Source organism: Streptomyces koelreuteriae, assembly GCF_018604545.1.
GTDB classification, from domain to species: domain Bacteria; phylum Actinomycetota; class Actinomycetes; order Streptomycetales; family Streptomycetaceae; genus Streptomyces; species Streptomyces koelreuteriae.
Genome location: NZ_CP075896.1, coordinates 8,415,777 through 8,436,782 on the forward strand (window position 1 = coordinate 8,415,777; position 21,006 = coordinate 8,436,782).

21 protein-coding genes are annotated in these 21,006 nt (G+C 72.5%); 7 read left to right on the forward strand and 14 right to left on the reverse strand.

Annotation, left to right across the window (positions count from 1 at the left end):
• Positions 1 to 12 precede the first annotated feature (12 nt).
• The gene (locus KJK29_RS37855) at positions 13 to 921 is read right to left on the reverse strand and encodes a LysR family transcriptional regulator ArgP (RefSeq protein ID WP_370869218.1); all 909 of its coding nucleotides are present in this window, start codon (positions 919 to 921) and stop codon (positions 13 to 15) included.
• A 69-nt stretch (positions 922 to 990) separates the two neighbouring features.
• On the opposite strand from KJK29_RS37855, the gene KJK29_RS37860 reads away from it, so the two are divergent.
• Together KJK29_RS37860 and KJK29_RS37865 are read left to right on the forward strand one after the other, a co-directional pair.
• Entirely contained in the window at positions 991 to 1,605 is a 615-nt protein-coding gene (locus tag KJK29_RS37860; RefSeq protein ID WP_215123945.1) for a LysE/ArgO family amino acid transporter, read from the forward strand.
• Between the two features lie 83 nt (positions 1,606 to 1,688).
• The gene (locus tag KJK29_RS37865) at positions 1,689 to 2,981 is read left to right on the forward strand and encodes an MFS transporter (protein WP_215123946.1); all 1,293 of its coding nucleotides are present in this window, start codon (positions 1,689 to 1,691) and stop codon (positions 2,979 to 2,981) included.
• A 4-nt stretch (positions 2,982 to 2,985) separates the two neighbouring features.
• Here KJK29_RS37865 and KJK29_RS37870 read toward each other — a convergent pair whose 3' ends face one another.
• Positions 2,986 to 3,441 carry a cyclic nucleotide-binding domain-containing protein gene (locus KJK29_RS37870; RefSeq protein ID WP_215123947.1) on the reverse strand — a complete coding sequence of 152 codons (456 nt, stop codon included), beginning with the start codon at positions 3,439 to 3,441 and terminating at the stop codon, positions 2,986 to 2,988.
• A gap of 284 nt (positions 3,442 to 3,725) precedes the next feature.
• Positions 3,726 to 3,947, reverse strand: a complete 222-nt coding sequence (locus tag KJK29_RS37875; protein ID WP_215123948.1) for a hypothetical protein — start codon at positions 3,945 to 3,947, stop codon at positions 3,726 to 3,728.
• Between the two features lie 275 nt (positions 3,948 to 4,222).
• Here KJK29_RS37875 and KJK29_RS37880 point away from each other — a divergent pair, with 275 nt between their 5' ends.
• From KJK29_RS37880 to KJK29_RS37895, 4 genes are all read left to right on the forward strand, one after another.
• Positions 4,223 to 4,657 (forward strand): ATP-binding protein, encoded by a 435-nt coding sequence (locus KJK29_RS37880; RefSeq protein ID WP_215123949.1) that lies wholly within the window; start codon positions 4,223 to 4,225, stop codon positions 4,655 to 4,657.
• Positions 4,658 to 4,860: 203 nt separating this feature from the next.
• A complete protein-coding gene (locus tag KJK29_RS37885; protein WP_215123950.1) occupies positions 4,861 to 5,727 on the forward strand; it encodes a SigB/SigF/SigG family RNA polymerase sigma factor in 867 nt (288 codons plus the stop codon).
• Between the two features lie 183 nt (positions 5,728 to 5,910).
• Entirely contained in the window at positions 5,911 to 6,750 is an 840-nt protein-coding gene (locus KJK29_RS37890) for a DUF1206 domain-containing protein (RefSeq protein WP_215123951.1), read from the forward strand.
• A gap of 28 nt (positions 6,751 to 6,778) precedes the next feature.
• Positions 6,779 to 7,213, forward strand: coding sequence for a hypothetical protein (locus KJK29_RS37895; protein WP_215123952.1), 435 nt, complete (start codon positions 6,779 to 6,781; stop codon positions 7,211 to 7,213).
• Between the two features lie 12 nt (positions 7,214 to 7,225).
• Here the strand turns inward: KJK29_RS37895 and KJK29_RS37900 are convergent, their stop codons facing one another.
• From KJK29_RS37900 to KJK29_RS37940, 8 genes are all read right to left on the reverse strand, one after another.
• A complete protein-coding gene (locus KJK29_RS37900; RefSeq protein WP_215123953.1) occupies positions 7,226 to 9,472 on the reverse strand; it encodes an FUSC family protein in 2,247 nt (748 codons plus the stop codon).
• 94 nt (positions 9,473 to 9,566) lie between these two features.
• The gene (locus KJK29_RS37905) at positions 9,567 to 10,940 is read right to left on the reverse strand and encodes an NAD(P)/FAD-dependent oxidoreductase (protein ID WP_215124605.1); all 1,374 of its coding nucleotides are present in this window, start codon (positions 10,938 to 10,940) and stop codon (positions 9,567 to 9,569) included.
• A gap of 231 nt (positions 10,941 to 11,171) precedes the next feature.
• A complete protein-coding gene (locus KJK29_RS37910; RefSeq protein WP_215123954.1) occupies positions 11,172 to 12,902 on the reverse strand; it encodes a PP2C family protein-serine/threonine phosphatase in 1,731 nt (576 codons plus the stop codon).
• Positions 12,899 to 14,131, reverse strand: coding sequence for an ATP-binding SpoIIE family protein phosphatase (locus KJK29_RS39095; protein WP_251058048.1), 1,233 nt, complete (start codon positions 14,129 to 14,131; stop codon positions 12,899 to 12,901). Before KJK29_RS39095 ends, KJK29_RS37910 begins: the two co-directional genes overlap by 4 nt.
• Complete coding sequence (locus KJK29_RS37925) at positions 14,131 to 14,571, reverse strand: anti-sigma regulatory factor (protein WP_215124606.1); 441 nt, start codon at positions 14,569 to 14,571, stop codon at positions 14,131 to 14,133. Before KJK29_RS37925 ends, KJK29_RS39095 begins: the two co-directional genes overlap by 1 nt.
• Positions 14,571 to 14,990: an STAS domain-containing protein gene (locus KJK29_RS37930; protein WP_215123955.1), complete on the reverse strand. Its 420-nt coding sequence runs from the start codon at positions 14,988 to 14,990 to the stop codon at positions 14,571 to 14,573. Before KJK29_RS37930 ends, KJK29_RS37925 begins: the two co-directional genes overlap by 1 nt.
• Positions 14,987 to 15,874 carry an STAS domain-containing protein gene (locus tag KJK29_RS37935; protein WP_215123956.1) on the reverse strand — a complete coding sequence of 296 codons (888 nt, stop codon included), beginning with the start codon at positions 15,872 to 15,874 and terminating at the stop codon, positions 14,987 to 14,989. Before KJK29_RS37935 ends, KJK29_RS37930 begins: the two co-directional genes overlap by 4 nt.
• Positions 15,875 to 16,082: 208 nt before the next feature.
• Entirely contained in the window at positions 16,083 to 16,484 is a 402-nt protein-coding gene (locus tag KJK29_RS37940) for an STAS domain-containing protein (protein ID WP_215123957.1), read from the reverse strand.
• Between the two features lie 344 nt (positions 16,485 to 16,828).
• On the opposite strand from KJK29_RS37940, the gene KJK29_RS37945 reads away from it, so the two are divergent.
• Positions 16,829 to 17,200 (forward strand): PRC-barrel domain containing protein, encoded by a 372-nt coding sequence (locus tag KJK29_RS37945; protein WP_215123958.1) that lies wholly within the window; start codon positions 16,829 to 16,831, stop codon positions 17,198 to 17,200.
• A gap of 48 nt (positions 17,201 to 17,248) precedes the next feature.
• Here KJK29_RS37945 and KJK29_RS37950 read toward each other — a convergent pair whose 3' ends face one another.
• The 3 genes from KJK29_RS37950 to KJK29_RS37960 form a co-directional block, all read right to left on the reverse strand.
• Positions 17,249 to 17,683: an ATP-binding protein gene (locus KJK29_RS37950; RefSeq protein WP_215123959.1), complete on the reverse strand. Its 435-nt coding sequence runs from the start codon at positions 17,681 to 17,683 to the stop codon at positions 17,249 to 17,251.
• Positions 17,684 to 17,797: 114 nt separating this feature from the next.
• Positions 17,798 to 19,696: an AMP-dependent synthetase/ligase gene (locus KJK29_RS37955; RefSeq protein ID WP_215123960.1), complete on the reverse strand. Its 1,899-nt coding sequence runs from the start codon at positions 19,694 to 19,696 to the stop codon at positions 17,798 to 17,800.
• 167 nt (positions 19,697 to 19,863) lie between these two features.
• The gene (locus KJK29_RS37960) at positions 19,864 to 20,952 is read right to left on the reverse strand and encodes a glutamate--cysteine ligase 2 (RefSeq protein ID WP_215123961.1); all 1,089 of its coding nucleotides are present in this window, start codon (positions 20,950 to 20,952) and stop codon (positions 19,864 to 19,866) included.
• Between the last annotated feature and the right edge of the window lie 54 nt (positions 20,953 to 21,006).

The following is a 21,006-nucleotide window of genomic DNA, read 5'->3' on the forward strand; positions in this document are numbered from 1 at the left end:
GGCGGCACGCCCTCAGGTGCGCAGCGCCTCCGCGGCGGTCTCCGTCACCGTCTCCGCGACCTGCGCCAGCGCCGGGGAGTCGAGCTTCCACTGCTGCCAGTACAGCGGCACGTCGACCGTCCGGCCGGAGGCGATCCCGACGAGCCCGCCGGTGCGCAGCAGGGGATCTGCCTGGGCCTCGGGCACCAGGCCCCAGCCCAGTCCGGCGGCCACGGCGTCGACGAACCCCTCCGACGTCGGCACGTAGTGCCGCAGCGCGCTCGCGCTGCTCCGCCCCCGGGTGAGCCGGCGGACGAAGCCGTCCTGGAAGTCGTCCCTGCGGTCGAAGGTCACGACGGGCACCTCGAGAAGCACCTGCTCCAGGGGGCCGCCGAGGTGGCGTGCCGCGAAGTCCGGCGCGGCCACCGGGACGTAGCGCATCCGCCCGAGGGAGCGCACCGAGCAGCCCGGTACGGCGTCCGGCGACGAGGTCACCGCGGCCATCACCACGCCCTCCCGCAGCAGCGCCGCCGTGTGGTCCTCGTCCTCACGGCGCAGCTCGAAGTAGAGCCGCAGCTCCTCCGGCACACGCGTGAGCACCCCCAGGAACCAGGTGGCGAGCGAGTCCGCGTTCACCGCCACCGAGACCCGGGTCGGCTCGCCGGTGCCGCTCAGGCCCAGCTCCGCGTACGCGTCGCGCTCCAGCCGCGCCACCTGGCGGGCCAGCCGCACCAGCACCTCGCCCGACTCGGTGGGCCGCACCGGCTTGGTCCGCAGCAGCAGGACCCGCCCCGTGCGCTCCTCCAGCGCCTTCACCCGCTGGCTGATCGCCGACGGCGTCACATGCAGCGCGGCCGCCGCCGCGTCGAAGGTGCCCTCGTCCACGACCGCGAGCAGGGTTCGCACCTGGTCCAGCGGCAGGTCCGGCATCACGGAAGTCATCACGTGCGTTAATGATACGTAAGAATCTTTAGCTGTACCCGAGGCGGCCCCGTCCGTAGCGTCGAGGTCATGACCAGCACCTTCACCGCCGCAGCCGCGGGATTCGGCACCGGACTGTCCCTCATCGTCGCCATCGGCGCGCAGAACGCCTTCGTCCTGCGCCAGGGGGTCCGCCGCGAAGCCGTCCTCGCCGTCGTCGGCATCTGCGCCCTCTCCGACGCCGCCCTCATCGCGCTCGGGGTCGGCGGCGTCGGCGCGGTGGTGGTGGCATGGCCGAGCGCGCTGACGGCGGTCGGCTGGATCGGCGGCGCCTTCCTGCTCGGCTACGGCGCCCTCGCCGCCCGCCGGGCGATCCGGCCGGGCGGCGGCCTCCGGGCAGAGGGGGAGGCGGCCGGATCAGCCCGCCGGGCCGTGCTCACCTGCCTGGCGCTGACCTGGCTCAACCCGCACGTCTACCTCGACACGGTGTTCCTGCTGGGCTCCGTCGCCGCCGACCACGGCACGCTGCGCTGGACGTTCGGTCTCGGCGCCGTGCTGGCCAGCCTGTGCTGGTTCACCGCCCTCGGCTTCGGTGCCCGGCTGCTCGGCCGCTTCCTCGCCAAGCCCGCCGCCTGGCGCGTCATGGACGGTGTGCTCGCCGCCACCATGATCGTGCTCGGTGCCGCGCTCATCGCCGGAAGCTGACACCTCGGCTCCGGGGCGCCCGGCGGCCGGTGGGATAGTGATCCCCGGCCCGGTAGATGTAGCGAGCATCCAGGAAGCGGCGAGTGGACACGAGCGAGAGCACGGAGCGAGAGCGGGATCCGGCGCCGGAGGCACCCCGGCGCCGAGGCTGGCGCCGCTGGGCCATGGACACCCGCCCCCTGCGCCGCCCCGCCTACCGGCGGCTGTGGGGCTCGACCGTCGTCACGGCCGTCGGCAGCCAGCTCACCGCCGTCGCCGTGCCCAAGCAGATCTACGACATCACCGGCTCCTCGGCCTGGGTGGGCGCGGCGAGCCTGGCGGGCCTCGTGCCCCTGATCGTGTTCGCGCTGTGGGGCGGGGCGATCGCCGACACCATGGACCGGCGCAAGCTGCTGCTGATCACCAACTGCGGCATCGCCGTCACCTCGCTGCTCTTCTGGCTCCAGGCCTTCGCCGGTCTGGAGTCGGTGGCCGCGCTCATGGTGCTGCTCGCGCTGCAGCAGGCCTTCTGGGGCCTGAACGCCCCGGCCCGCACCGCCTCCATCGCCCGGCTGGTCCCCGAGGACGAACTGCCGGCGGCGGGCGCCCTGGGTTCTACCGTGATGCAGACCGGCCAGGTGGCGGGCCCGCTGCTCGCCGGCGCCCTCATCCCCGTGATCGGCCTGCCCGAGCTCTATCTGATCGACGCCCTGGCCCTGTGCGTCACGGTGTGGGCGGTGTACCGGCTGCCGCCGCTGCCGCCCCTGGCCGGTACGGGCAAGCGCCGCGCGGGGCTGCGGGAGATCGCCGCCGGATTCCGCTACATCTCCGGGCACACCGTGCTGCTGCTGTCGTTCCTCGCCGACATCATCGCCATGGTCCTCGGCATGCCGCGCGCCCTGTTCCCGCAGCTCGCCGCCCAGACCTACGCGCCCTACGGCGAAGGACTCGCGCTGGGCCTGCTGTTCGCGGCGATCCCCATAGGCGCCGTGCTCGGCGGACTGTTCTCCGGCACCTTCTCCCGGGCCCGCCGGCACGGCTGGATGGTCATCGGGGCGGTGGTCGCGTGGGGCGCGGCCATCGCGGGATTCGGACTGAGCGGCAGTCTGTGGGTCGGCGTGGTCTTCCTCGCCGTGGCCGGGGTGGCCGACATGGTCTCGATGGTCTTCCGGGGAGCGATCCTGCTGTCCGCCGCCACCGACGAGATGCGTGGGCGCATGCAGGGCGTCTTCACCGTCGTCGTGGCGGGCGGCCCGCGCCTCGCCGACGTACTGCACGGCACGGCGGGCTCCGCCTTCGGCCCCCGCACCGCCGTCACGGGCGGCGGCCTGCTGGTCGTCGCCGTGATGCTGGCGCTGGCCGCCGCGGTACCGGCACTGCGCCGCTACCGCGTCTGAGCGCTCACAGCACCCCTCGCCGGTGCAGTGTGTACTGCTCCATCAGCTTGCCCCGGGTCATCTCCAGCCGGTGCGCGAGCACCTCGGCGACCGACCGCACCAGCAGCAGCCCCAGTTGGGAATCCTCCTCGCACAGCTCCAGCACCGCCGCCGCGTCGAACTCGTAGGCCCGTACGGGACTGAACGCCACCGCGCCGAAGTCCCAGGTGTGCGGCGGGAACAGCCAGGACCAGCCGAGCAGGTCGCCGGCGCCGAGGCTGGCCACGGTCACCCGTTGCAGGGAGTTGACCTCCTGGTCCAGGGAGACCGCGCCGGAGCGGATGACCCAGAAGCGATCGGCCACGCCGCCCGCCTCGAAGATCCGGGTGTCCTCGGCGAAGGACACCTCCCGCGCGAGCGTCATCAGACGGTGCCGCTGCGACGGAGGCAGGGCGGTCAGGAGTTTGATCGCTTTGGTCATGACGCGGAGCTCCTCGCCGGGAGGTCGACTTCCGGTGCTTTCTCCCTACGCCCATTTCAGCCGCTGGCGCGGCCGCGGGCACCTCGGCGTGCCCAACTTTCTCCGGGCATGAAAAAGCCCTGGCTGGACGGGGGAGACCAGCCAGGGCCGATAGCGGTGATGGACGGAGGACCACGGGTTCGACTCCGCCACCACGTATGAATGAACGATAAACCATCTGAGGGTCGTGTGTGCACCCCCGACCGGGTCGGGTGACCCGTTTCACCTTCTGTACCGGGCCCCGGTCAGCCCTCAGGACTGTGTTTGCCCGGCGTCAGAATCTCGTCCAGCACCGTGACCACCGCCTCGTAGGACATCTTTCGTACGGTCGCGTCCCTGGCCCCCTTGGGGTCGGTCGCGCTCAGTTCCTCGCTCCTGGCATGCCACGTCCGCTCTTCCCGCATCGCGCAGGCCCTCGCGCGCCGGATGCGCCGCAGCAGTTCGTCCGAGTCCACCACATCGGTCATGCACCCCGCCTACCCCCACAACGCGCCGAGATGGCACCGGCCGGCGGCCGTTCGGGCGCTTTTCGGCAGGAGGAGGCGGACCGGAGGTTTGCAGGTGCGGGGAGAGGTCAGCCGAAGAGAAGAGGACCGCGGCGCTCGCGAGGTGCGCGCCCCGAACGCCGCGGCAGGTTGAAGGAAGCAGCGGGCACCGTGAGCCCCAGGCGGGCCCGTGCGGGCGGCCGCGGGAACGCGGGCCGGACCCGGCTTCCCGTCTTCACCGACCAGGGAGCTGCAGGATGTGCGACGAGCACATGATCGAATCCGTATTCGGGCCGCTCGGCGCGGACCGGGCCCGGCCGTGCAAACCAGCCGAGGCGCGCCGGGCCGTGGAGCGAGCCGTGGCCGAGCGCTGCCGCGACACGCACACCCCGTGTGACGCCGACGCCCTGTCCGACGCGCTGCTGGTCGTCTCGGAACTGACGACCAACGCGATCCTGCACGGCGGCGGCGTCACCGACTTCCGGGTCGACGTGGACGGCCCCGGCGTGCGAGTCTCGGTGAGCGACCGCAGTGACGAACTGCCCGTGACCGCGCCGCCCGTCGACCCGCACGGACGGCTGCGGCACGGGGGCCACGGCTGGCCCATCGTGTGCCGGCTCTCCCGTGACGTCCGCGTCGCGGACCTGCCCGCCGGCGGTAAGTGCATCACCGCCGTCGTACCCCTCGCCTGAAAACCCGGGTGCCGGCTCCCGGGCAGATTGCACAGCAAAGTGGAGTTTGTTCCACCGGGGGCAGGGCAGTCGCAATCTCGTGCTTCGGACCGGAGGCGCGCCGGCGGGAGCGGTATGGCTGCCCCCGGAGGCCCTCCAGGCGATCCGGGCAGCGACCTTCCCGCGGTAGACCCTGAAATCACCGTTGTCAGGAGCGAATCCGCATGCTCATCGACACGCCCACCAACCGCCCCGTCACGACCGGAACGACGACGACCACCGCCACCCGGCGGCGGCACGACGACGCCCCTGACACCGCGGCCCTCTTCACCCGGCTGGCGGAGCTGGAGGAGGGCCCCGAGCGGGAGGCGGTCCGCGACGAGCTCGTCGCGCTCTGGCTGCCCATGGCCCATCGCATCGCCGGCCGCTTCCGCGACCGCGGCGAGTCGCTGGAGGACCTGAAGCAGGTCGCGGCGCTCGGGCTGGTCAAGGCCGTCGACCGGTTCGACCCGAGCCGGGGAGCCTTCGAGAGCTACGCCGTCCCCACCATCACCGGCGAGGTCAAGCGGCACTTCCGGGACCGGATGTGGGCCCTGCGGGTCCCCCGCCGGGTGCAGGAACTGCGCAACAAGGTGCGGGTGGCCCGCCGTGAACTGACCCAGAACCCGGGCAGCCCCGAGCCCTCCGTGGCGGACCTCGCCGCCCACACCGGCCTGACCGAGGAAGAGGTCGGCGCCGGGATCGAGGCCCTGGAGAGCTTCAGCACCCTGTCGCTGGACGCCGAGCTCTCCGCCGACGACGACGGCTACAGCCTCGCGGACACCCTCGGCTCCACGGACGCCTCCTACGATGTCGTGGTCGACCGCGAGTCCGCCAAGGAAGGACTGCGCCGCCTGCCCGAACGCGAACGGGCCATTCTCTACATGCGCTTCTTCGAGGACATGACGCAGAGCCGCATCGCCGACCACCTCGGCATCTCCCAGATGCACGTCTCCCGTCTCATCAGCCGCAGCTGCGCCCGTGTGCGCGACGAGGCCATGGGGCAGCGGACGGGCGCCCGGGACAGCGGCGGCACCTCCACCACGGCCTGACCGACCGACCTACGAGGAGCGACCCGAGAAGGGGCCCGGCCGACGGCATCAGCCGCGGCCGGGCCCTTTCGCGCACCAGCCACGGCCGGGCCCCCTGGGCCGCCAGGCCGGAATGCGCCGGTCCGCCGGCCGGCCGGGTGTGTGGCCGTCGGGCCGGGGCATGCGGAACGCCGGGAGGTCGACATGAACACGAGTGCGCTGGCACAGACCGGACGGTTCCGAGCTCGACGGGCGGCAAAGGGTTCGGTGACCGAGGGGGCGGCACGGGCGGGATTCGCGGCCCGGGGCGTGATCTATCTGCTGGTCGGCGCGCTGGCGCTGCAGATCGCCTTCGGCGACACCAAGGAGCAGGCCGACCGCGGGGGAGCCCTGGCGGCCATCTCGCAGAAGCCGTTCGGAGCGGTGCTGCTCTGGGCCCTGGGCATCGGGCTCGTCGGCATGGCCCTGTGGCGGCTGTCCGAGGTGGTCTTCGGCTCCGTCGGAAAGGACGGCCGCAGCGCCCGCAAGCGGCTGATGGCAGCGGTCCGCTGCGTGTTCTACGCCTTCGTCGCCTACTCCGTGCTGTCCTTCGCGGCCAGCCGTCACCAGAGCGGCGGCGGCTCCAGCGACCAGCAGTCCCGGGACGCCACCGCCCGGGCCCTGGAGCTACCCGGCGGGCAGTGGCTGGTCGGCGCGGCCGGGCTCGCGATCGTCGCCGCGGGCGGATGGATCGGCGTACGCGCGGTCCTGCGCAAGTACCACGACAAGCTCCGGCTCGGGCAGATGGGCCCGCGCACCCGGCGGCTGGTGGACGTCACCGGCGTGGCCGGCGGCGCCGCCCGGGGGCTGGTCTTCGCCGTGGCCGGTGTCTTCGCCGTGCGCGCCGCGATCGACTACGAGCCCGACAAGGCCAAGGGCCTGGACGACACCCTGCGGGCCTTCGCCGACACCCCGCTCGGCCCCTGGCTGCTGGTCGGCGTCGCGGCCGGGCTCGTGTTGTTCGGGGTGTTCTCCTTCGCCATGGCCCGCTGGCGACGCGTCTGAGGCGCGTCGTACGGGGAACACGAAGCCAATGAGCGATTCCGAGATTCCGCATGGCGACGACCGGCCCGTGGACATGTACCTGGACCTCCTGCGCATCCGGATGGACACCGAGGACTACCGCCTCCTGATGCGCGTGGTGGAACCGGTTCTCGAGGCGATCGACGAGGAGCGCCTGTCCAGCCTCGACTTCGCGCTCGACTCAGGGGACGGCGACGAACTGCCCCAGGAGGTGCGGGACGAGGTGGCCCTCGTCATCGCCACCGCCGTCACCGGCCGCCTGGACAACGAAGTGGTCGAACTCGACGTCGACGAGACCGGCCCGGTCCGGATCGTCACGGACGCGACCACGGCGTCCGACCCGGACCGCCTCGGCGAGATAGCCGACTACATCAAGGAACGGCACCGGCAGACCGAGGAGCTCCGGGGCATCGCCGAGGTGAGCGGACTGCCCACGGACTTCTGAGGCGTAATCGCCTCAGCCCCGGGGTTCCCCCACCGGCACGCCCAGCGGCCTGGCCAGGCCCACCACGGCCTCGTCCAGTCGCTCCAGGTGCCGCAGCACGCGGTCGGTGATCCGGCCGTAGCGCGGGGTGCCGGCGTCGGACCCCAGCAGCGAGGCGATGCTCGGGCCGGTCTCCACCCGGGCACCGGTGTGCTCGTCCTCGACCCGGGCCGCGATGGTCCCGATGTTGCGCACGGTCCGCGCCGCGGCCCCGCGCAGCCGTGGGTCCGCCGCGATCGAGGGATGCGTGGGCAGCAGCTCGGCGGTCGCCGCCAGCGTCCGCGCGTGGTACGCGCACGTCTCCAGCAGCGCCACCACGTACCGGGCCGTGTGGCGCCGGGCCCGCAGCGGCGTGACCGGATGGGTCAGCGGCTGCGTGGCGGCCCGCAGGTCGGCCAGCGCCTGGTCCAGGTCACGCGCCTTGTCCAGCAACTCGTCCGCGGGCCCGCCGCTGAGCTGCCCGACCGCCGCCTCGGTGACGTCGGCCAGCCGCTCGAGCACGGTGCCGAGCAACTCGTTCGTACGGCGGTCGGTCCGCACCGGCAGGACCAGCGCCGCCGCCACCACGCCGCAGACCGCGCCGAGAGCGGTCTCCTCCACCCGCAGCACCAGCACGTCGAGGCTGTAGGTGTGCAGCAGCGTGTACAGCAGCCCCAGCATCGCCGTGACGAAGAACGACATCAGCGTGTACGACAAGGGCGCCGAGTAGAACATCGCGAAGATCAGCACCAGCACCAGCGCGAACGCCGTCCAGGTGTGCTGCCCGACCACGCCCGCCAGCACGATTCCGGCCACCACGCCGAACACCGTGCCGAGCAGCCGCCGGTAGCCCTTGACGAGGATCTCGCCCGTCGAGGCGGTGTTCAGGAAAACGATCCAGCAGGTCAGCACCGCCCAGTACCAGCGCTGAGTGGACAGCAGCTCGCCGCCCACGATGGCCAGCGTCGAACCGACGGCGACCTGCACGGCGGCACGCGTGGTGGGCCGCCGCAGCCCTGTCTCCTCCTCCACGGACGGCTCCTCGCCGCCGCCGTCGATCGCGGCGTCCTCGGCGTCCAGCTCCTCGCGGGAGCGGGCCGTGGCGGGGGTGTCGTCCGACTCGTCCTGCGGGCCGTCCAGCGCGATCCGCAGACCCATCACCGCGCGGGCCGCCTCGCCGATGCCCCGGAAGACGTCCTGGACGGCGGCGGGCGCGGCCGGAAGGTTGTCCTCGTCCCGGTAGCCGAGCAGCCGGTTGCGCAGGTGGGCCAGCGCGGTGCCCGTGTCGCCGCTCCCGGCCCGCAGCACGAGGGTGCGCAGCGCCTCGAGATCCCGGCGGAGCGTGGCGGTGGCCTCGTCCGGCACCGCCGGGGCGCCGCCCAGCGACGGCGCGGGCGCGCCCGGCAGGTGCAGGGTGAGCGTGTCGGCCCGCTCGGCGCTGCGGGCGGTCAGCAGCAGCAGACCGAGCCGCTCGGCGGCGATCTCCGCGTCCGCGACCCGGCGCTGCACGAGGCGCGCCACGGACTCGTCCGGGGTGCCCTCGTCCAGTTGGGCCTGGATCATCATGGCGGTCTCGTGCAGCCGCGCGGTGCCCTCGCGCACGGCGTTCAGTGCCTTGTCCATCTCGTCCCCGTCGGCGTCGAGGAGGTCGAGCTGCGCGGACACCAGCTGGGCCAGCCGGGCGCGGAAGGCCAGCCGCAGCCGCATCAGGACGCCCGTGGGCGTCGCCGGCACCACCGCGAAGCGCAGTACGGCACTGCAGCAGAAAGCCACCGCGATGACGCCGCACAGCGCGGGCAGCGAGGAGACGGTGACGCCGACGAAGAGGGACAGGAAGTAGACCTGGAAGCCGATGAGTCCGAGCGCGGTGCCGCGGTCGCCGAAGCGGCGGCCGTAGACCGCGCAGAAGATCAGGACGACGAAGAAGATGTCACCGACGTAGACCCGCGCGCTGAGCATCGCGCTCAGGGAGACGGAGGCCAGCGCCACCGGCAGGCCCAGCGCCAGGGTCACGGCCTGGGGGCCGAGCTGCTTCTCCCGGATGGCGAAGGTGGCGACCATCGCCGCCATGGCCCCCGCCACCAGCTGGTGCACATCGGCCCCGAACAGGCTGAGCACGGCCAGGGTGAGCGTGATGGCGCCGACCGTGCGCAACCCTGCCGTCAGACGCAGCAGTCCGGGGTCGGACGCCGCGATCCGGTCCCGCAGACCTGTCCACACCGACCGTCCCGCTGCCCTCACGCCGCCGCACTCTCTCCCGACCCACACCAAGATCCGCGTCTCAGCATGTCATGCCGGAATCGGAAGCTCCCCTTCGACCCCGCCCAGCCCCCGTCTAGTCCCGTCGACCGGTCCCCTCGATGTGCTCCCGTACCTGTTCCGGCGTCAGATAGGCGTCCGTGTACTCGAAATCCTTCAGCCGGGCGGCCTTGCGGGTCTGGAAGCCGGTCCGTACGAAGTCGTCGCCGGCGACCGCGTTGAGCAGCCAGTTCGTCATCACCCGCGTCTTGGCCACGTTGGTGCGCAGCGCCGACCAGTGGTAGCCGCGGGCGACGGCCTGGGCGGGCAGACCGCGCAGTTCGATGCCCAGCGGCTTGGAGACCGCGTCGGTGCCGCCGAGGTCGACGACGAGCCCGAGGTCCTTGTGGACGTAGCGCTGCATCGCCTGCCCCCGCAGCGCCGCGATGACGTTGTCGGCGACATGCTTGCCCTGCCGCAGGGCGTGCTGCGCGGTGGGCGGGCACATGGCGCCGTCGTCGCCCTTGGCCAGGTCGGGCACCGCGGCCGAGTCGCCGAGCGCGAACACCCCGTCGTTGCCCGGCAGGTTCATCTCGGGGGCGACGGCGAGCCGCCCCTTGACCGTCTCGGCGCCTAGCGTGGCGATGAGCGGGCTGGCGACGACCCCGGCGGTCCAGATCAGTGTGCGGGTCGGGATCACCCGCCCGTCGGTGAAGGTGACCTCCTCGGGGCCCGCCTTCGCGATGGAGACGCCCAGGGAGATCTCGATGCCCCGCCGCCGCAGGATCTCCTGCGCGCTGCTGCCGAGCTTCTCGCCGAGCTCCGGCATCAGCTTCGGCGCGATGTCGATCAGATGCCACTTGATCAGCCCCGGGTCCAGCCGCGGGTAGCGCTTCACGGCCGCGTGCGTCAGACGCTGCAGGCACGCCGCGGTCTCGGTGCCCGCGTAGCCGCCGCCGACCACCACGAACTGCAGCCGCGAGGCCCGCTCGTCCGGGTCCTGGCTCGCGTCGGCCAGATCGAGCTGCGAGATGACGTGGTCCCGGATGTACGCCGCCTCGGCGAGCGTCTTCATCCCGAACGCGTGGTCCGTCAGACCGGGGATGTCGAAGGTGCGGGTGATGCTGCCGGGGGCCAGCACGATGTAGTCGTACGGCTCGTTGACGATCTGGTCGGTGATGGTGCGGATGACGCAGACCTTGGCCTTCAGGTCGACGCCGACGGCCCCGCCCGGAATGATCCGCGTGCGGTACTTCTTGCTGCGGCGCAGGGAGACGGCGATCGACTGCGGCGTCAGCACGCCGGAGGCGACCTGGGGGAGCAACGGCAGGTAGAGCTGGTAGGCGAACGGCGTCACCAGCGTGACGTCCGCCTCGTCCGGGGAGAGTTTCCGTTCCAGACGGCGGACGCACTCCACGCCGGCGAAGCCTGCGCCAACCACCAGGATCCTGGGTCGTGTCACGGTGTTCATCCCTTTCTGCGGCTCCAGGCGGTCTGCCTCGAACGCCATTCGACTGCCCCTGGATCGCCGGTTCGCACCCCTTCGATCCCATCGCGTGTCCGACGGGTACGCCAGTCGGACGCGGCAGGCAGACGAACGCGTCGATCACCACCATGCCCGCACCGTGGCCGAAAAGCACCAGGCGGGAGTGAAGAACGCGTGCAAGGCACGGCCGCCCCGAGCCGCTGCCGGAACGCGCCGTCAGGACGCGGTGTCCCCCTGGAGATGACACAGCAACAGGCACACGTCGTCGTCCCGCTCTGAATCGCTCAGCAGCGGATGCAGGATCCGGTCCGCCGAGCCCTCCAGATCCGCGTCCAGCTCCGCGGAACGGAACCCGCCGAGCGCCGTGGCCAGACGGGCGATACCCGGGTCTATGCCCTGCGCGCGCCGCTCGACCAGCCCGTCCGTGTACAGCGCGAGCGTCGACCCGGGCTCCACCTGCTCCGTGTGGTCGGCGATCTCCTGGGTGAGCGGGATGCCGAGCATGGCGCCGGGTTTGGCGTCGAGCGTGCGCACCGTCCCGTCGGGCAGCCGCAGCACCGGCGGCGGATGCCCCGCGGCGGCCCAGGTCAGGGTGGGCTCGTCCGGGTGGAAGCGGGCGATGACGGCAGTGGCGTACAGATCGGGCTGCAGATGGTGCAGGAACCGGTGCAGCCGGGTCAGCAGCCGGCCCGGGCTGTCGCCGTCGACGGCGTACGCCCGCAGCGCGGTACGCAACTGGCTCATCATGACGGCCGCGTGCAGCCCGTGCCCGGTCACATCCCCGATGACGGTGATGAGCCCGCCGTCCCGCTGGCGGAACGCGTCGTACCAGTCACCGCCGATGTTCATCCCGTGCGTGGCGGGCAGATACCGCGCGGCCAGGCTCAGACCCGGCGTCGTCGGCAGATCCGTGAGCAGGGCCCGCTGCAGCGTCTCGGCGATGTCGCGGTTGTGCTCGAAGCGCCGGGCGTTGTCGATCGCGATGCTGGCCCGCCGGGTCAGCTCGATCAGCATCACCGCGTCGTCCGGGTCCCAGCGCGCACCGGGCGGCGACAGCGTCAGGACGCCCAGCGGTGCCCGCCGCGTCGGCAGCGGGACGCACAGCAGTGGCCGACCGGGATCCAGCACCGACGGCGGCTGGTCCTCGACACCGGGCAGGCCACCGGGATGATCGGCGGCGTACTGGGGCCGGCCGGTGCGGGCCGCGACCACGGCGGCGGCCGGATGCGGCGCCGACCCGTGCCGGTCGTCCTCGTGGTCGAACAGCCAGATGTCGACGCTGCGCGCGTACTCCGGCACCAGCAGGTCCGGCAGCCGGCGCACGATCTCCTCGTGGTTGAGCGAGGTCGTCAGCACGGCACTCGCGTCCGCGAGGAAGGTCAGCCTGCGGCGGGCGCTCTCCGCCTCGTTGCGCGCGCTGCGCTCGGCGGCGAACGCCTCGCGCTGGGCCCGCCCGGCCGCGTCCAGCTCCGCGTGCAGCGCCAGGACGCCCTGGTTCGTCTGGTGCAGCTCCTCGCGGTGGAAGGAGACCAGGTCCTCCTGCTCGGTGAGCTTGTCCAGCACCACGGCCGTGTCCTCGTCGGCACCGAGCAGCGCCTCCGCGAGGGCGGCCGGGTCGTCCGCGACGGTGCCGCTCTCCCCGGCCCGGGCCGCCTCGGGGCAGGGGACCGTGACCTCCCACGGCGGCTCACCGGCCGCGGCGGACGCCTCCGGCGACGGGGTCACCACGGCGTGCAGCAGGCCCTCCTCTGCGGGGGAGCCGGCCAGGTCCATGGTGAGCAGCCACGTGCCGCCCTTGGTGAGGCATTGGCGCAGCTGGGCGCTGAGGGCGGTGGCCAGCCTCGTCCGTTCGACGGTGGACACCCCGTACGCGGCGGCCAGGCGCGCGAGGGCGATGCGGGCACGTGCCGCATCGGTGACGGTGGTGATCTGCCAAGTGCGCATCATGGGCGGTCCGGCGGGGTCGGAGTCAGCACGGCCACGGCGGTGTCGTCCCGCACCGGCCGGGCGGGACTGCTCGCGTCACGTATCGTCACGGCGGCCGTCACGGCCGGGTCGGCCAAGGGCGGACCGGGGTCGGACGGCGGCGTCCAGCGGCTGGGCAGGCCGTCGGTGTGCAGGATCAGCAGCCGGTCGTCCCCCCAGTCGGCCTCCTCCTCGCGGAGGGTGCCGGGCCGGTGGACACCGACGATGCCGGGCCGCGACAGCAGATGACGCCAGGTGCCGTCCATGTGCAGCCGGGCCCCCACGTTGCCGATGCCGGCGAACCGCAGCCGCCCGGCCCGCAGGTCGAGCTGGGCCAGGGCGACGGCAGCGCCCCGGGTGCCCTTCAGCGCGTCGTGCAGCTGCCGCAGCGCCTCGGCGGGGGAGAGGTGGGCCCAGCGGTGCAGCGCCGCGACCGCGGCGGACGAGGCACGAGCGGCGTCCGGGCCGTGCCCCAGACCGTCCGCCAGCATCAGTGTCATCCTCTCCCCGGCCCGCACCCACGCCCAGGCGTCGCCCGAGCAGTCGGCTCCGGCGTACGGGATGTTCACGCCTCCGGCCCGCACACCTGGGGCCGGGCGGGACCAGGGGCCGTTTCCTGCTTCGTTCCCGGCTTCGTTCCCGAGGACACCACCGTTCCCGGGCCCGCCGCCGGACCACCCCGGGACGGCACCCCCCGGCAGGCCCGGCCCGGGCATGTCGCCCCAGCTCCCCGAGGCCCCGTCGGCCCACACCCGCACGGCCGGCCCGGCGGGCGTGCCGTCGCCGCGGGAGGCGGTGCCCACGCGGGCGACCGCGACCGTGCCGCGGCCGGGCCTGCTGTGCAGGCCGAAGTCGTCGGCGAGCCGCAGACACGTGCCGAGGCCCGCGCCCAGCGAGCGGGTCGTGGAGAAACCGTCGCGCAGCGCCGCGGGCACGTCGGCGATGCCCGGGCCGTGGTCGATCGCGGCGATCTGCACGACCCGGGGCTCCTCGCGTCCCTCCCGCAGCACGGGCCGCGCCACGACGTCGATGAGCACCTGACCACCCTCGGCGTGCTTGAGCAGATTCGTGGCGAGCTCGGTCGCGACCAGCGCGGCGGCCGCGGTGCGCCGCTCGTCGAGACCGGCCAGCGCGGCCGCGTCCTCCGCGGCGACCCGCGCGTCGCGCACCCGTGTCGAGTCGCGCACCGGGACGTCCCACACGCGCGGCATCAGGCCTCCTCGCGCGGACGCGGCGGCTGGGCGACCCAGCAGGTCACCCGCACGGTCGTGCCGTCGCCCGGCGTGCTGTCGATGTGGAAGTCGTGCACCAGGCGCCGCGCGCCGCTCAGCCCCATCCCCAGCCCGCCGCCGGAGGTGTAGCCGTCGCAGAGCGCCCGGTCCAGGTCGGCGATGCCCGGCCCCTCGTCGGTGAAGGACAGCCGCAGGCCCTGCGCGCCCGCGCTGCCGACCCGCGTCGCCTCCATCTGCCCACCACCCCCGTGCACCAGGGTGTTGCGGGCCAGCTCACTGGCCGCGGTGACCAGCTTGGTCTGCGCCACCAGGCCGAAGCCGAGCCGGGCGGCGGCCTGCCGTACGTGCTGTCGCACCCACACCAGGTCCAGATCCGACCGGATGGGCAGGCAGGCCTCCACGCCCGCGGCGGTGTGCATCACGGACTCTCCTGACGCCCGCCGCCGGGACCGGTCACCGGCGTCCGCCGCGAGAGGAGCTCCAGGCCCGCCTCGGCGCTGAGCGCGGTACGCAGCCCCGGCAGCGTCAGTCCCAGTTCCACCAGGGTGATCGCGACCGCCGGGCGCATTCCGGCCACCACGGTCCGCGCGGCCAGCAGCTTGGCCTGCGCGGCGATCTCGGCCAGCACCCGGCCGAGGAAGGAGTCCACGATCTCCACGCCGGAGATGTCGATGAGGACCCCGCGCACCCCGGTGCGGGAGATGGTCTCCGCGAGATCCTGCTGGAGCTGCTGCGCCGTGCTGTCGTGCAGGTCCCCCTGGAGCGTGACCAGGAGGACGTCGCCGAGCCGCAGGACCGGCACATGGCCCGTGGCGGGACGGAGGTAGGCGTCGCTCACCGCTGTCCCGCACCCGCGTTCACGATGTCCGCGCCGAGCTGGTGCAGCGCGTACCCCAGCGCGTCGGCGAGGTTCGCGCGGGTGATCACGTCCAGATCCAGACCGAGGTGGACGATCGTCTGCGCGATGGCGGGACGGATGCCGGAGACGATGCACTCGGCGCCCATCAGCCGCGCGGCGGCGACCGTCTTCATCAGGTGCTGTGCCACCAGCGAGTCGACCGTGGGCACACCGGTGATGTCCAGGATCGCGAACCGGGCGTGCTGGTCGACGACGGCGTCCAGCAGCGTCTCCATGACCACCTGGCTGCGGGCACTGTCGAGCGTCCCGATCAGCGGCACGGCCACGATGCCGTCCCACAGCCGGATGACGGGCGTGGCCACCTCCATCAGCTGCAGCCGCTGCCGGTCGCTGAGCGCCTCCCACTCGCTCAGCGCCGTCTGCATGGCCACCAGCCGCAGGGTGCCCATCAGCACGGCGAACGCCGTCGAACACGCCCGCAGGTGCTCGGGCGGAGCCTGCTCCAGATCGGCGACCAGCAGGTTCTCGACGGGCGGCCGCAGGGCGGCCAGCTCGCTGGAGACCTGGGTGTTGGACAGACCGGCACGAGAGCGGGCCGCGCCCATCCGGGCGAGCTGCTCCCGCACCGCGCTGAACCCCGCGGAGTCCGGGTCCTCCACCTGGTCCGAGTCGGCCACCCGCGCCAGCGCGTCCACGACGGCCTTGCCCGCCTCCACCGCCTCGTCGCGAGAGACGGTGAACACGGTGCGGAACAGGGGCTCGTCCGCCCACCGCTGGGCGATCTGTTCCCGCCGGCGGTGCAGGAAGTCCCTGACCTCCCGGGTGGGCGTGGCGAGCTGTCCGTCCGCTTCGTGCTCCGGCACCTGGTTCTCTCCTCATCCGCGTTTCGTCCGCGTTGCGTCGACCGAGCCCGCTTCGGAAACGAGAACGGCGTGGTGACACTTGCCGGGCGACAACTCTAACCATGCCCCGACCTCGTACGACACCGGATCCGGCGCGAGCGATCCGGTTCGGGGAAACGGCGGTTGTGCACCGCCGGGGCCGGTGCTGTGCCCGAGGGGAACCCGGTCGTCAGACGCCCGCTTCCCCCGGCTCCTCGGGGGTGTCCGGCGCCGCGTCGGCACGGGCCAGAGCCTCGTCCACGCTCTCCGATATCGGCACCGTGATGCTGACGCCCGTCAGGTCGAGGATGCGGCGTACGGCGGACGTCGGGCTGATGACGTGCACGCTGCCGGCGGTCTTACGGGTCTCCTGGTACACACGGAGGATGATGTTCATCCCCGACGAGTCCATGAAGGGGACGGACGACAGGTCGAGCAGGAAGTGCCGTCGGCCGTGGTGGAGTTGGTTGGCCAGATGAGCCTGGAACTCGGTCGCGGTGTCGACGTCCAGGTAGCCGTCGACCGTGATCAGGGCCACGTCCTCGCGGGGCAGCTCGACTTCCACGGACAGCGGATTCTGGGCGAGGGGCACGAATACCTCCAACAAAAGCTACGGCCTGGTCAGGTCACCTCTCAGGGGTGACCGCGGTACGGGGCGACGCCGGTCATGGGGCGGGCTCGGATGCCGTGTCTCATGTGCCTCCCTTCGTCACCGGGCTCCGTTTTCACCGCGCCCCCGCGATTACCCCGGAAACCGCACCCCATTCCCCCTGCCCCGAACCTCTCCGGGATCCGCCGCTCCGCGTCGTACGGTGGCAGGGGTGTGCGCCGAATGCGCGTGCGGCGGGAGGGTAATTGCTGCTGTGGAGCCGGGTGGGCGGGAACCGTCCGCCGGGGGATCCGCGAACCGCACATCGCGAGGGAGGATGGAACAGCGTGGCCATCGACAGAATCTGGTCGTACGCGCCGGACAGCGGGCACGTCGAGGGGCAGGACCTGACCGGGTTCACCGTCGCCGCGACCGACGGCACGATCGGGCACCTGGACCGCGAGGCCGCCCCGCACGGCATGCGGCACCTGGTCGTCGACACCGGAGTCTGGGTGTTCGGCCGCAGCGTGCTGGTGCCGGCCGGAGTCGTCAACGGCATCGACACACAGGCCCGGAAGATCACACTGGCCTGCACCAGGGGAGACGCGAAGGAGGCCCCGCGCTTCCAGACGGACAGCGAGACCAGGGACCGGGAGTATCTGACGGCCGTGGGCGACTACTACGACCGGCTGCCGCCCCGTGAGGCGACCCCGGTCTGAGCGATCATGAGCCGGTCACGGGCGCGCCGCGCCCGTGACGCTCCCGGCTCACCAGGGCAGGAACACGTGCACGTCCTTGCCGCGCTCGTCGGCCACCACGCTGACCTGGTCGCACAGGGTGTGGATCAGGTGCCAGCCGATGCCGCCGCCACCGCTGCGCGGATCGAAGGGCCGCGGGGCGGGTTCCGTGCTGCTGGTGTCGTGCATCATCACGTGCACCCCGTCGAAGGTCCGGCGCATCCGCAGCGCGAACGGACCAGGGGCGTACTGCACCGCGTTGGCGGCCAGTTCCGTCACCACCAGCAGGATGTCGTCCCAGTACTCGGGGGCAGAGGGCGGGGAGGATCGTGCCAGGTCACGCAAGAACCCCTCCGCGGCCAGCCGCGCACCGGTCACGTCGTGCGGCTCGCCCACGAAGCTGTTCGTGCGGCTCGGGATGTCCTCGGAGGTCAGTGCGTCGTCCCCACGCGGCTCGGTTGACATATCGCCTTTCCGGCCCGGTCGTCAGCAAGGGCTGTCGTCAGGGCTGTCGTCCTTTCTCTTGCGTCGCCACTGTCGTGTTCCCGTGCGAGCGCGGACTACGCGTCCGGTCCGCGTTCAACGGAACACGTTGTCCGAGTCGTCCCAGTGCGCAGGATCCTCCGGGGCGCCCGTCCGCCCGGGCCTGCGGCGCGACTCGTACATCGCGTCGATCTCGGCCGCGCAGTGCCGCACGATCTCGTCCCTGCGCAGCTTCATCGACGGCGTCAGCAGCCCGTTGGTCACGTCGAACGGCTCCGGCAGGACCCGGAACACCCGGATCGACTCCGACCGCGACACGGCGCTGTTGGCCGCGGCCACGGCCCGCGCCACCTCCTCCCGCAGCGCGTTCTCCTCCCGCGCCTCCCGCATCTCGCCCTGCAGCGCCAGCGCCGCCCGCCAGTGCGCCAGGAAATCCGGATCCAGCGTGATCAGGGCGCCGACACAGGGCCGGTTGTCGCCCACCACCACCGCCTGATGGATGAGCGGATGCATCCGCAGCCGCTGCTCCAGCGAGGTCGGGGCGACGCTCTTGCCGCTGCTCGTGATGATGATGTCCTTCTTGCGGCCGGTGATCGTCAGATAGCCCTCCGAGTCCAGCCGCCCGAGGTCACCGGTGGCCAGCCAGCCGCCGCGCAGCGCGGCCCGGGTGCCGGCGTCGTCGCCCACGTATCCCTGGAACACCGACGGGCCCCGCACCAGGATCTCCCCGTCGTCGGCGACCTGGATCTCCGTGCCGGGCAGGGCCTGCCCCACGGTCCCGGACTTCTCCCGCCCCAGCGGCTGCATCGTCACCCCGCCGCTGGTCTCCGTCAGGCCGTAGCCGTCGTTCACATAGATGCCGATGCCCTCGTAGAAGAGGGACAGGTCGCGGCTGAGGGGAGAACCGCCGGAGGTCGCCCGCCGCACCCGGCCGCCCAGCGCGGCCCGCAGCCTGCGGTACACCGTGCGGTCGTAGAGGGCGTGCTGCAGCCGCAGATCGAAACCGGGTCCGCGGCCCCGGCCCAGCCGCTGGCGTTCCAGGGCCGCGGCGAAGTCCCGCGCCGTCTCGGCGGCCCGCTCGAACAGCCCGCCGTGCCCCTCCTGCTGCGCCGTGCGCAGGAAGTTCTTGTAGATCTTCTCGAAGACCGAGGGGACCGCGTAGAAGTACGTGGGACGGAAGGAGCGCAGCGCCGAGAACAGCGCCTCCCCGCCGAGATCGGCCTGGTGCCCCATCAGCAGCCCGCCGCGCACGCACAGGCCCTGGATCATGAGCCCGTACACATGGGAGAAGGGCAGGAACGCCAGCACGGAGCCCTGCTCCCCACGCGCTGCCGCAGTCTGCCCCCAGCCGGCCAGCAGCGTGTCGCAGGGCCCGGCCAGATTGCGATGGCTCAGGGCGCAGCCGAGGGCATGGCCGGTCGTGCCGGAGGTGTAGGCGATGACGGCCGTGGAGTCCGGCAGCACGATGCGGCGCATCGAGTCGACCGTGGCGATCGGCACGGACTCCCCGCGCACCGCCAGATCCTCCAGCGCCCCCGCGTCCAGCTGCCAGACGTGGCCCAGCAGCGGCAGCGCCGCGCACACCGAGCCGACGGTCATCACGCCCTGCTCGTCCTCCACCACCACGGCCACACAGCCGGAGTCCCGCAGGATCCACTCCACCTGGTCGCGCGACGACGACGGATAGACCGGGACGACCTCGGCGCCCACGGCCCAGAGCGCGTAGCACAGGACCGTCCACTCGTACCGGGTGCGCGCCATGATCGCCACGCGATGGCCCGGCGCGATCCCGGACGCGATCAACCCCTTGGCCACGTCCACGACTTCGTCGCGCAGCTCGATCGCCGTCACCTCCTCCCAGACGGCGGAGGCGGGGTCGGTGCGGCGGGCGAGCATCGGCCGGGTGGGTTCGCGGTCCGCCGTCTCGAAGACGCTGTCGGCGAGCCCGCCGGTCAGGGGCGAGAAGGCCGGTGGAGCGAGGGCCGTGTCGCGCATGCACTGCTCCTGACGTGTACGGGGTGTGACATTGCCGACGGGTACTGTCATCGGCGGTGCTCGAATGTAGTCGAGTCGGGACCCTTCGGGGTCGGGAAATACGGAAGTGACACCGCTGATGATCTCGGCGTGATCGAGGGAGGGGCAGGACGAAGGGGCGGGGCGGCTCAGCCCTGGGTGTGGCGCACGCACGCGGTGACGACGTCCCGCAGGCTGCCCGTGCGCTCCATCAGCTCGCGCTGCACCGTCGCTCCGTTGCCCTCCCGCAGCAGTTCCTCACAGGCGGACCGGGCACGGTCGAAGTCACCGGTGTCCTCGAGGGCCGGGCCGACATGGTCCAGCAGGGCACGCACGACTGCCTCGGCGGGCATGCGCCGCATGGTCGCGGGGTGCAGCAGCTCGCCCGTCAGACCGGACCGGGCGGCCTGCCAGTAGGCCAGCCGCAGCAGGCTGACGCTGTGGTCGAGGGGCTCCCGGCCCGCCCGCCACTCGCGTGCCGCGGTCTCGACGAGCCCCCGGACCAGGGTGGCGACCAGCGCGGCCGTGCCGGAGCGCAGACAGACGTCCGAGACCCGGACCTCCACCGTTGGATACTGCCGGGACAACCGGGCGTCGAAGTAGATCATCCCGTCGTCGAGGATGACGCCGGTGGCCACCATCTCCGAGACCAGCCGGTGGTACCGCTCGGCCGAGCCGAAGATCCCGGTCTGACCCGCCGACGGCCAGCGCTGCCACACCCGGCTGCGATAGCTGCTGTACCCCGAGTCGTGGCCCTGCCAGAACGGCGAGTTCGCGCTGAGCGCCAGCAGCACCTGCAGCCACGGCCGCACCCGGTCGATGACCGCCACGCCCTCCTCGTCGGACTCGACCGACACATGCACATGGCAGCCCATGACGAGCTGCTCCCGGGTGGCGATGCCGTACCGCTCCGCCATCCACTGGTAGCGCTGGTTGACGCTTATGGCGGGGCTCACGGGCAGCGGGGAGGTGGCGAGCGCCGCGACGGTGCAGCCGATCTCCCCGGCATGCCGGGCGGCCTCCTTGCGGCAGCGGGCGATCTCCGCGCGCAGGCTCTCCATGGACGACTGCGGATGGGTGGCGAACTCCAGCATCTGCTCGTGGAGTTCCTTCTCGAAAACGTCCTGATCCGCGTCGTCCCGCTCCGCGTGGGCCAGCACCGCCGCGGACAGTGCCCGCGGCTCGCCGGTCTCCGGATCGACCAGGAGGAGTTCCTCCTCCACTCCGACGGTGCGCACCTGATGCCCGCCCTTCTGCGACCCTGCCGCGTCGTACCACCGGAGTCCCCCGGT

What these genes read in the sequence shown, in the direction of transcription:
- KJK29_RS37855 (WP_370869218.1), bottom strand. Translation starts at nt 921, where the DNA reads ATGACTTCCGTGATGCCGGACCTGCCGCTGGACCAGGTGCGAACCCTG.
- KJK29_RS37860 (WP_215123945.1), top strand. Translation starts at nt 991, where the DNA reads ATGACCAGCACCTTCACCGCCGCAGCCGCGGGATTCGGCACCGGACTG.
- KJK29_RS37870 (WP_215123947.1), bottom strand. Translation starts at nt 3,441, where the DNA reads ATGACCAAAGCGATCAAACTCCTGACCGCCCTGCCTCCGTCGCAGCGG.
- KJK29_RS37875 (WP_215123948.1), bottom strand. Translation starts at nt 3,947, where the DNA reads ATGACCGATGTGGTGGACTCGGACGAACTGCTGCGGCGCATCCGGCGC.
- KJK29_RS37880 (WP_215123949.1), top strand. Translation starts at nt 4,223, where the DNA reads ATGTGCGACGAGCACATGATCGAATCCGTATTCGGGCCGCTCGGCGCG.
- KJK29_RS37885 (WP_215123950.1), top strand. Translation starts at nt 4,861, where the DNA reads ATGCTCATCGACACGCCCACCAACCGCCCCGTCACGACCGGAACGACG.
- KJK29_RS37890 (WP_215123951.1), top strand. Translation starts at nt 5,911, where the DNA reads ATGAACACGAGTGCGCTGGCACAGACCGGACGGTTCCGAGCTCGACGG.
- KJK29_RS37895 (WP_215123952.1), top strand. Translation starts at nt 6,779, where the DNA reads ATGAGCGATTCCGAGATTCCGCATGGCGACGACCGGCCCGTGGACATG.
- KJK29_RS37905 (WP_215124605.1), bottom strand. Translation starts at nt 10,940, where the DNA reads ATGAACACCGTGACACGACCCAGGATCCTGGTGGTTGGCGCAGGCTTC.
- KJK29_RS37910 (WP_215123954.1), bottom strand. Translation starts at nt 12,902, where the DNA reads ATGATGCGCACTTGGCAGATCACCACCGTCACCGATGCGGCACGTGCC.
- KJK29_RS39095 (WP_251058048.1), bottom strand. Translation starts at nt 14,131, where the DNA reads ATGCCGCGCGTGTGGGACGTCCCGGTGCGCGACTCGACACGGGTGCGC.
- KJK29_RS37925 (WP_215124606.1), bottom strand. Translation starts at nt 14,571, where the DNA reads ATGCACACCGCCGCGGGCGTGGAGGCCTGCCTGCCCATCCGGTCGGAT.
- KJK29_RS37950 (WP_215123959.1), bottom strand. Translation starts at nt 17,683, where the DNA reads ATGTCAACCGAGCCGCGTGGGGACGACGCACTGACCTCCGAGGACATC.
- KJK29_RS37955 (WP_215123960.1), bottom strand. Translation starts at nt 19,696, where the DNA reads ATGCGCGACACGGCCCTCGCTCCACCGGCCTTCTCGCCCCTGACCGGC.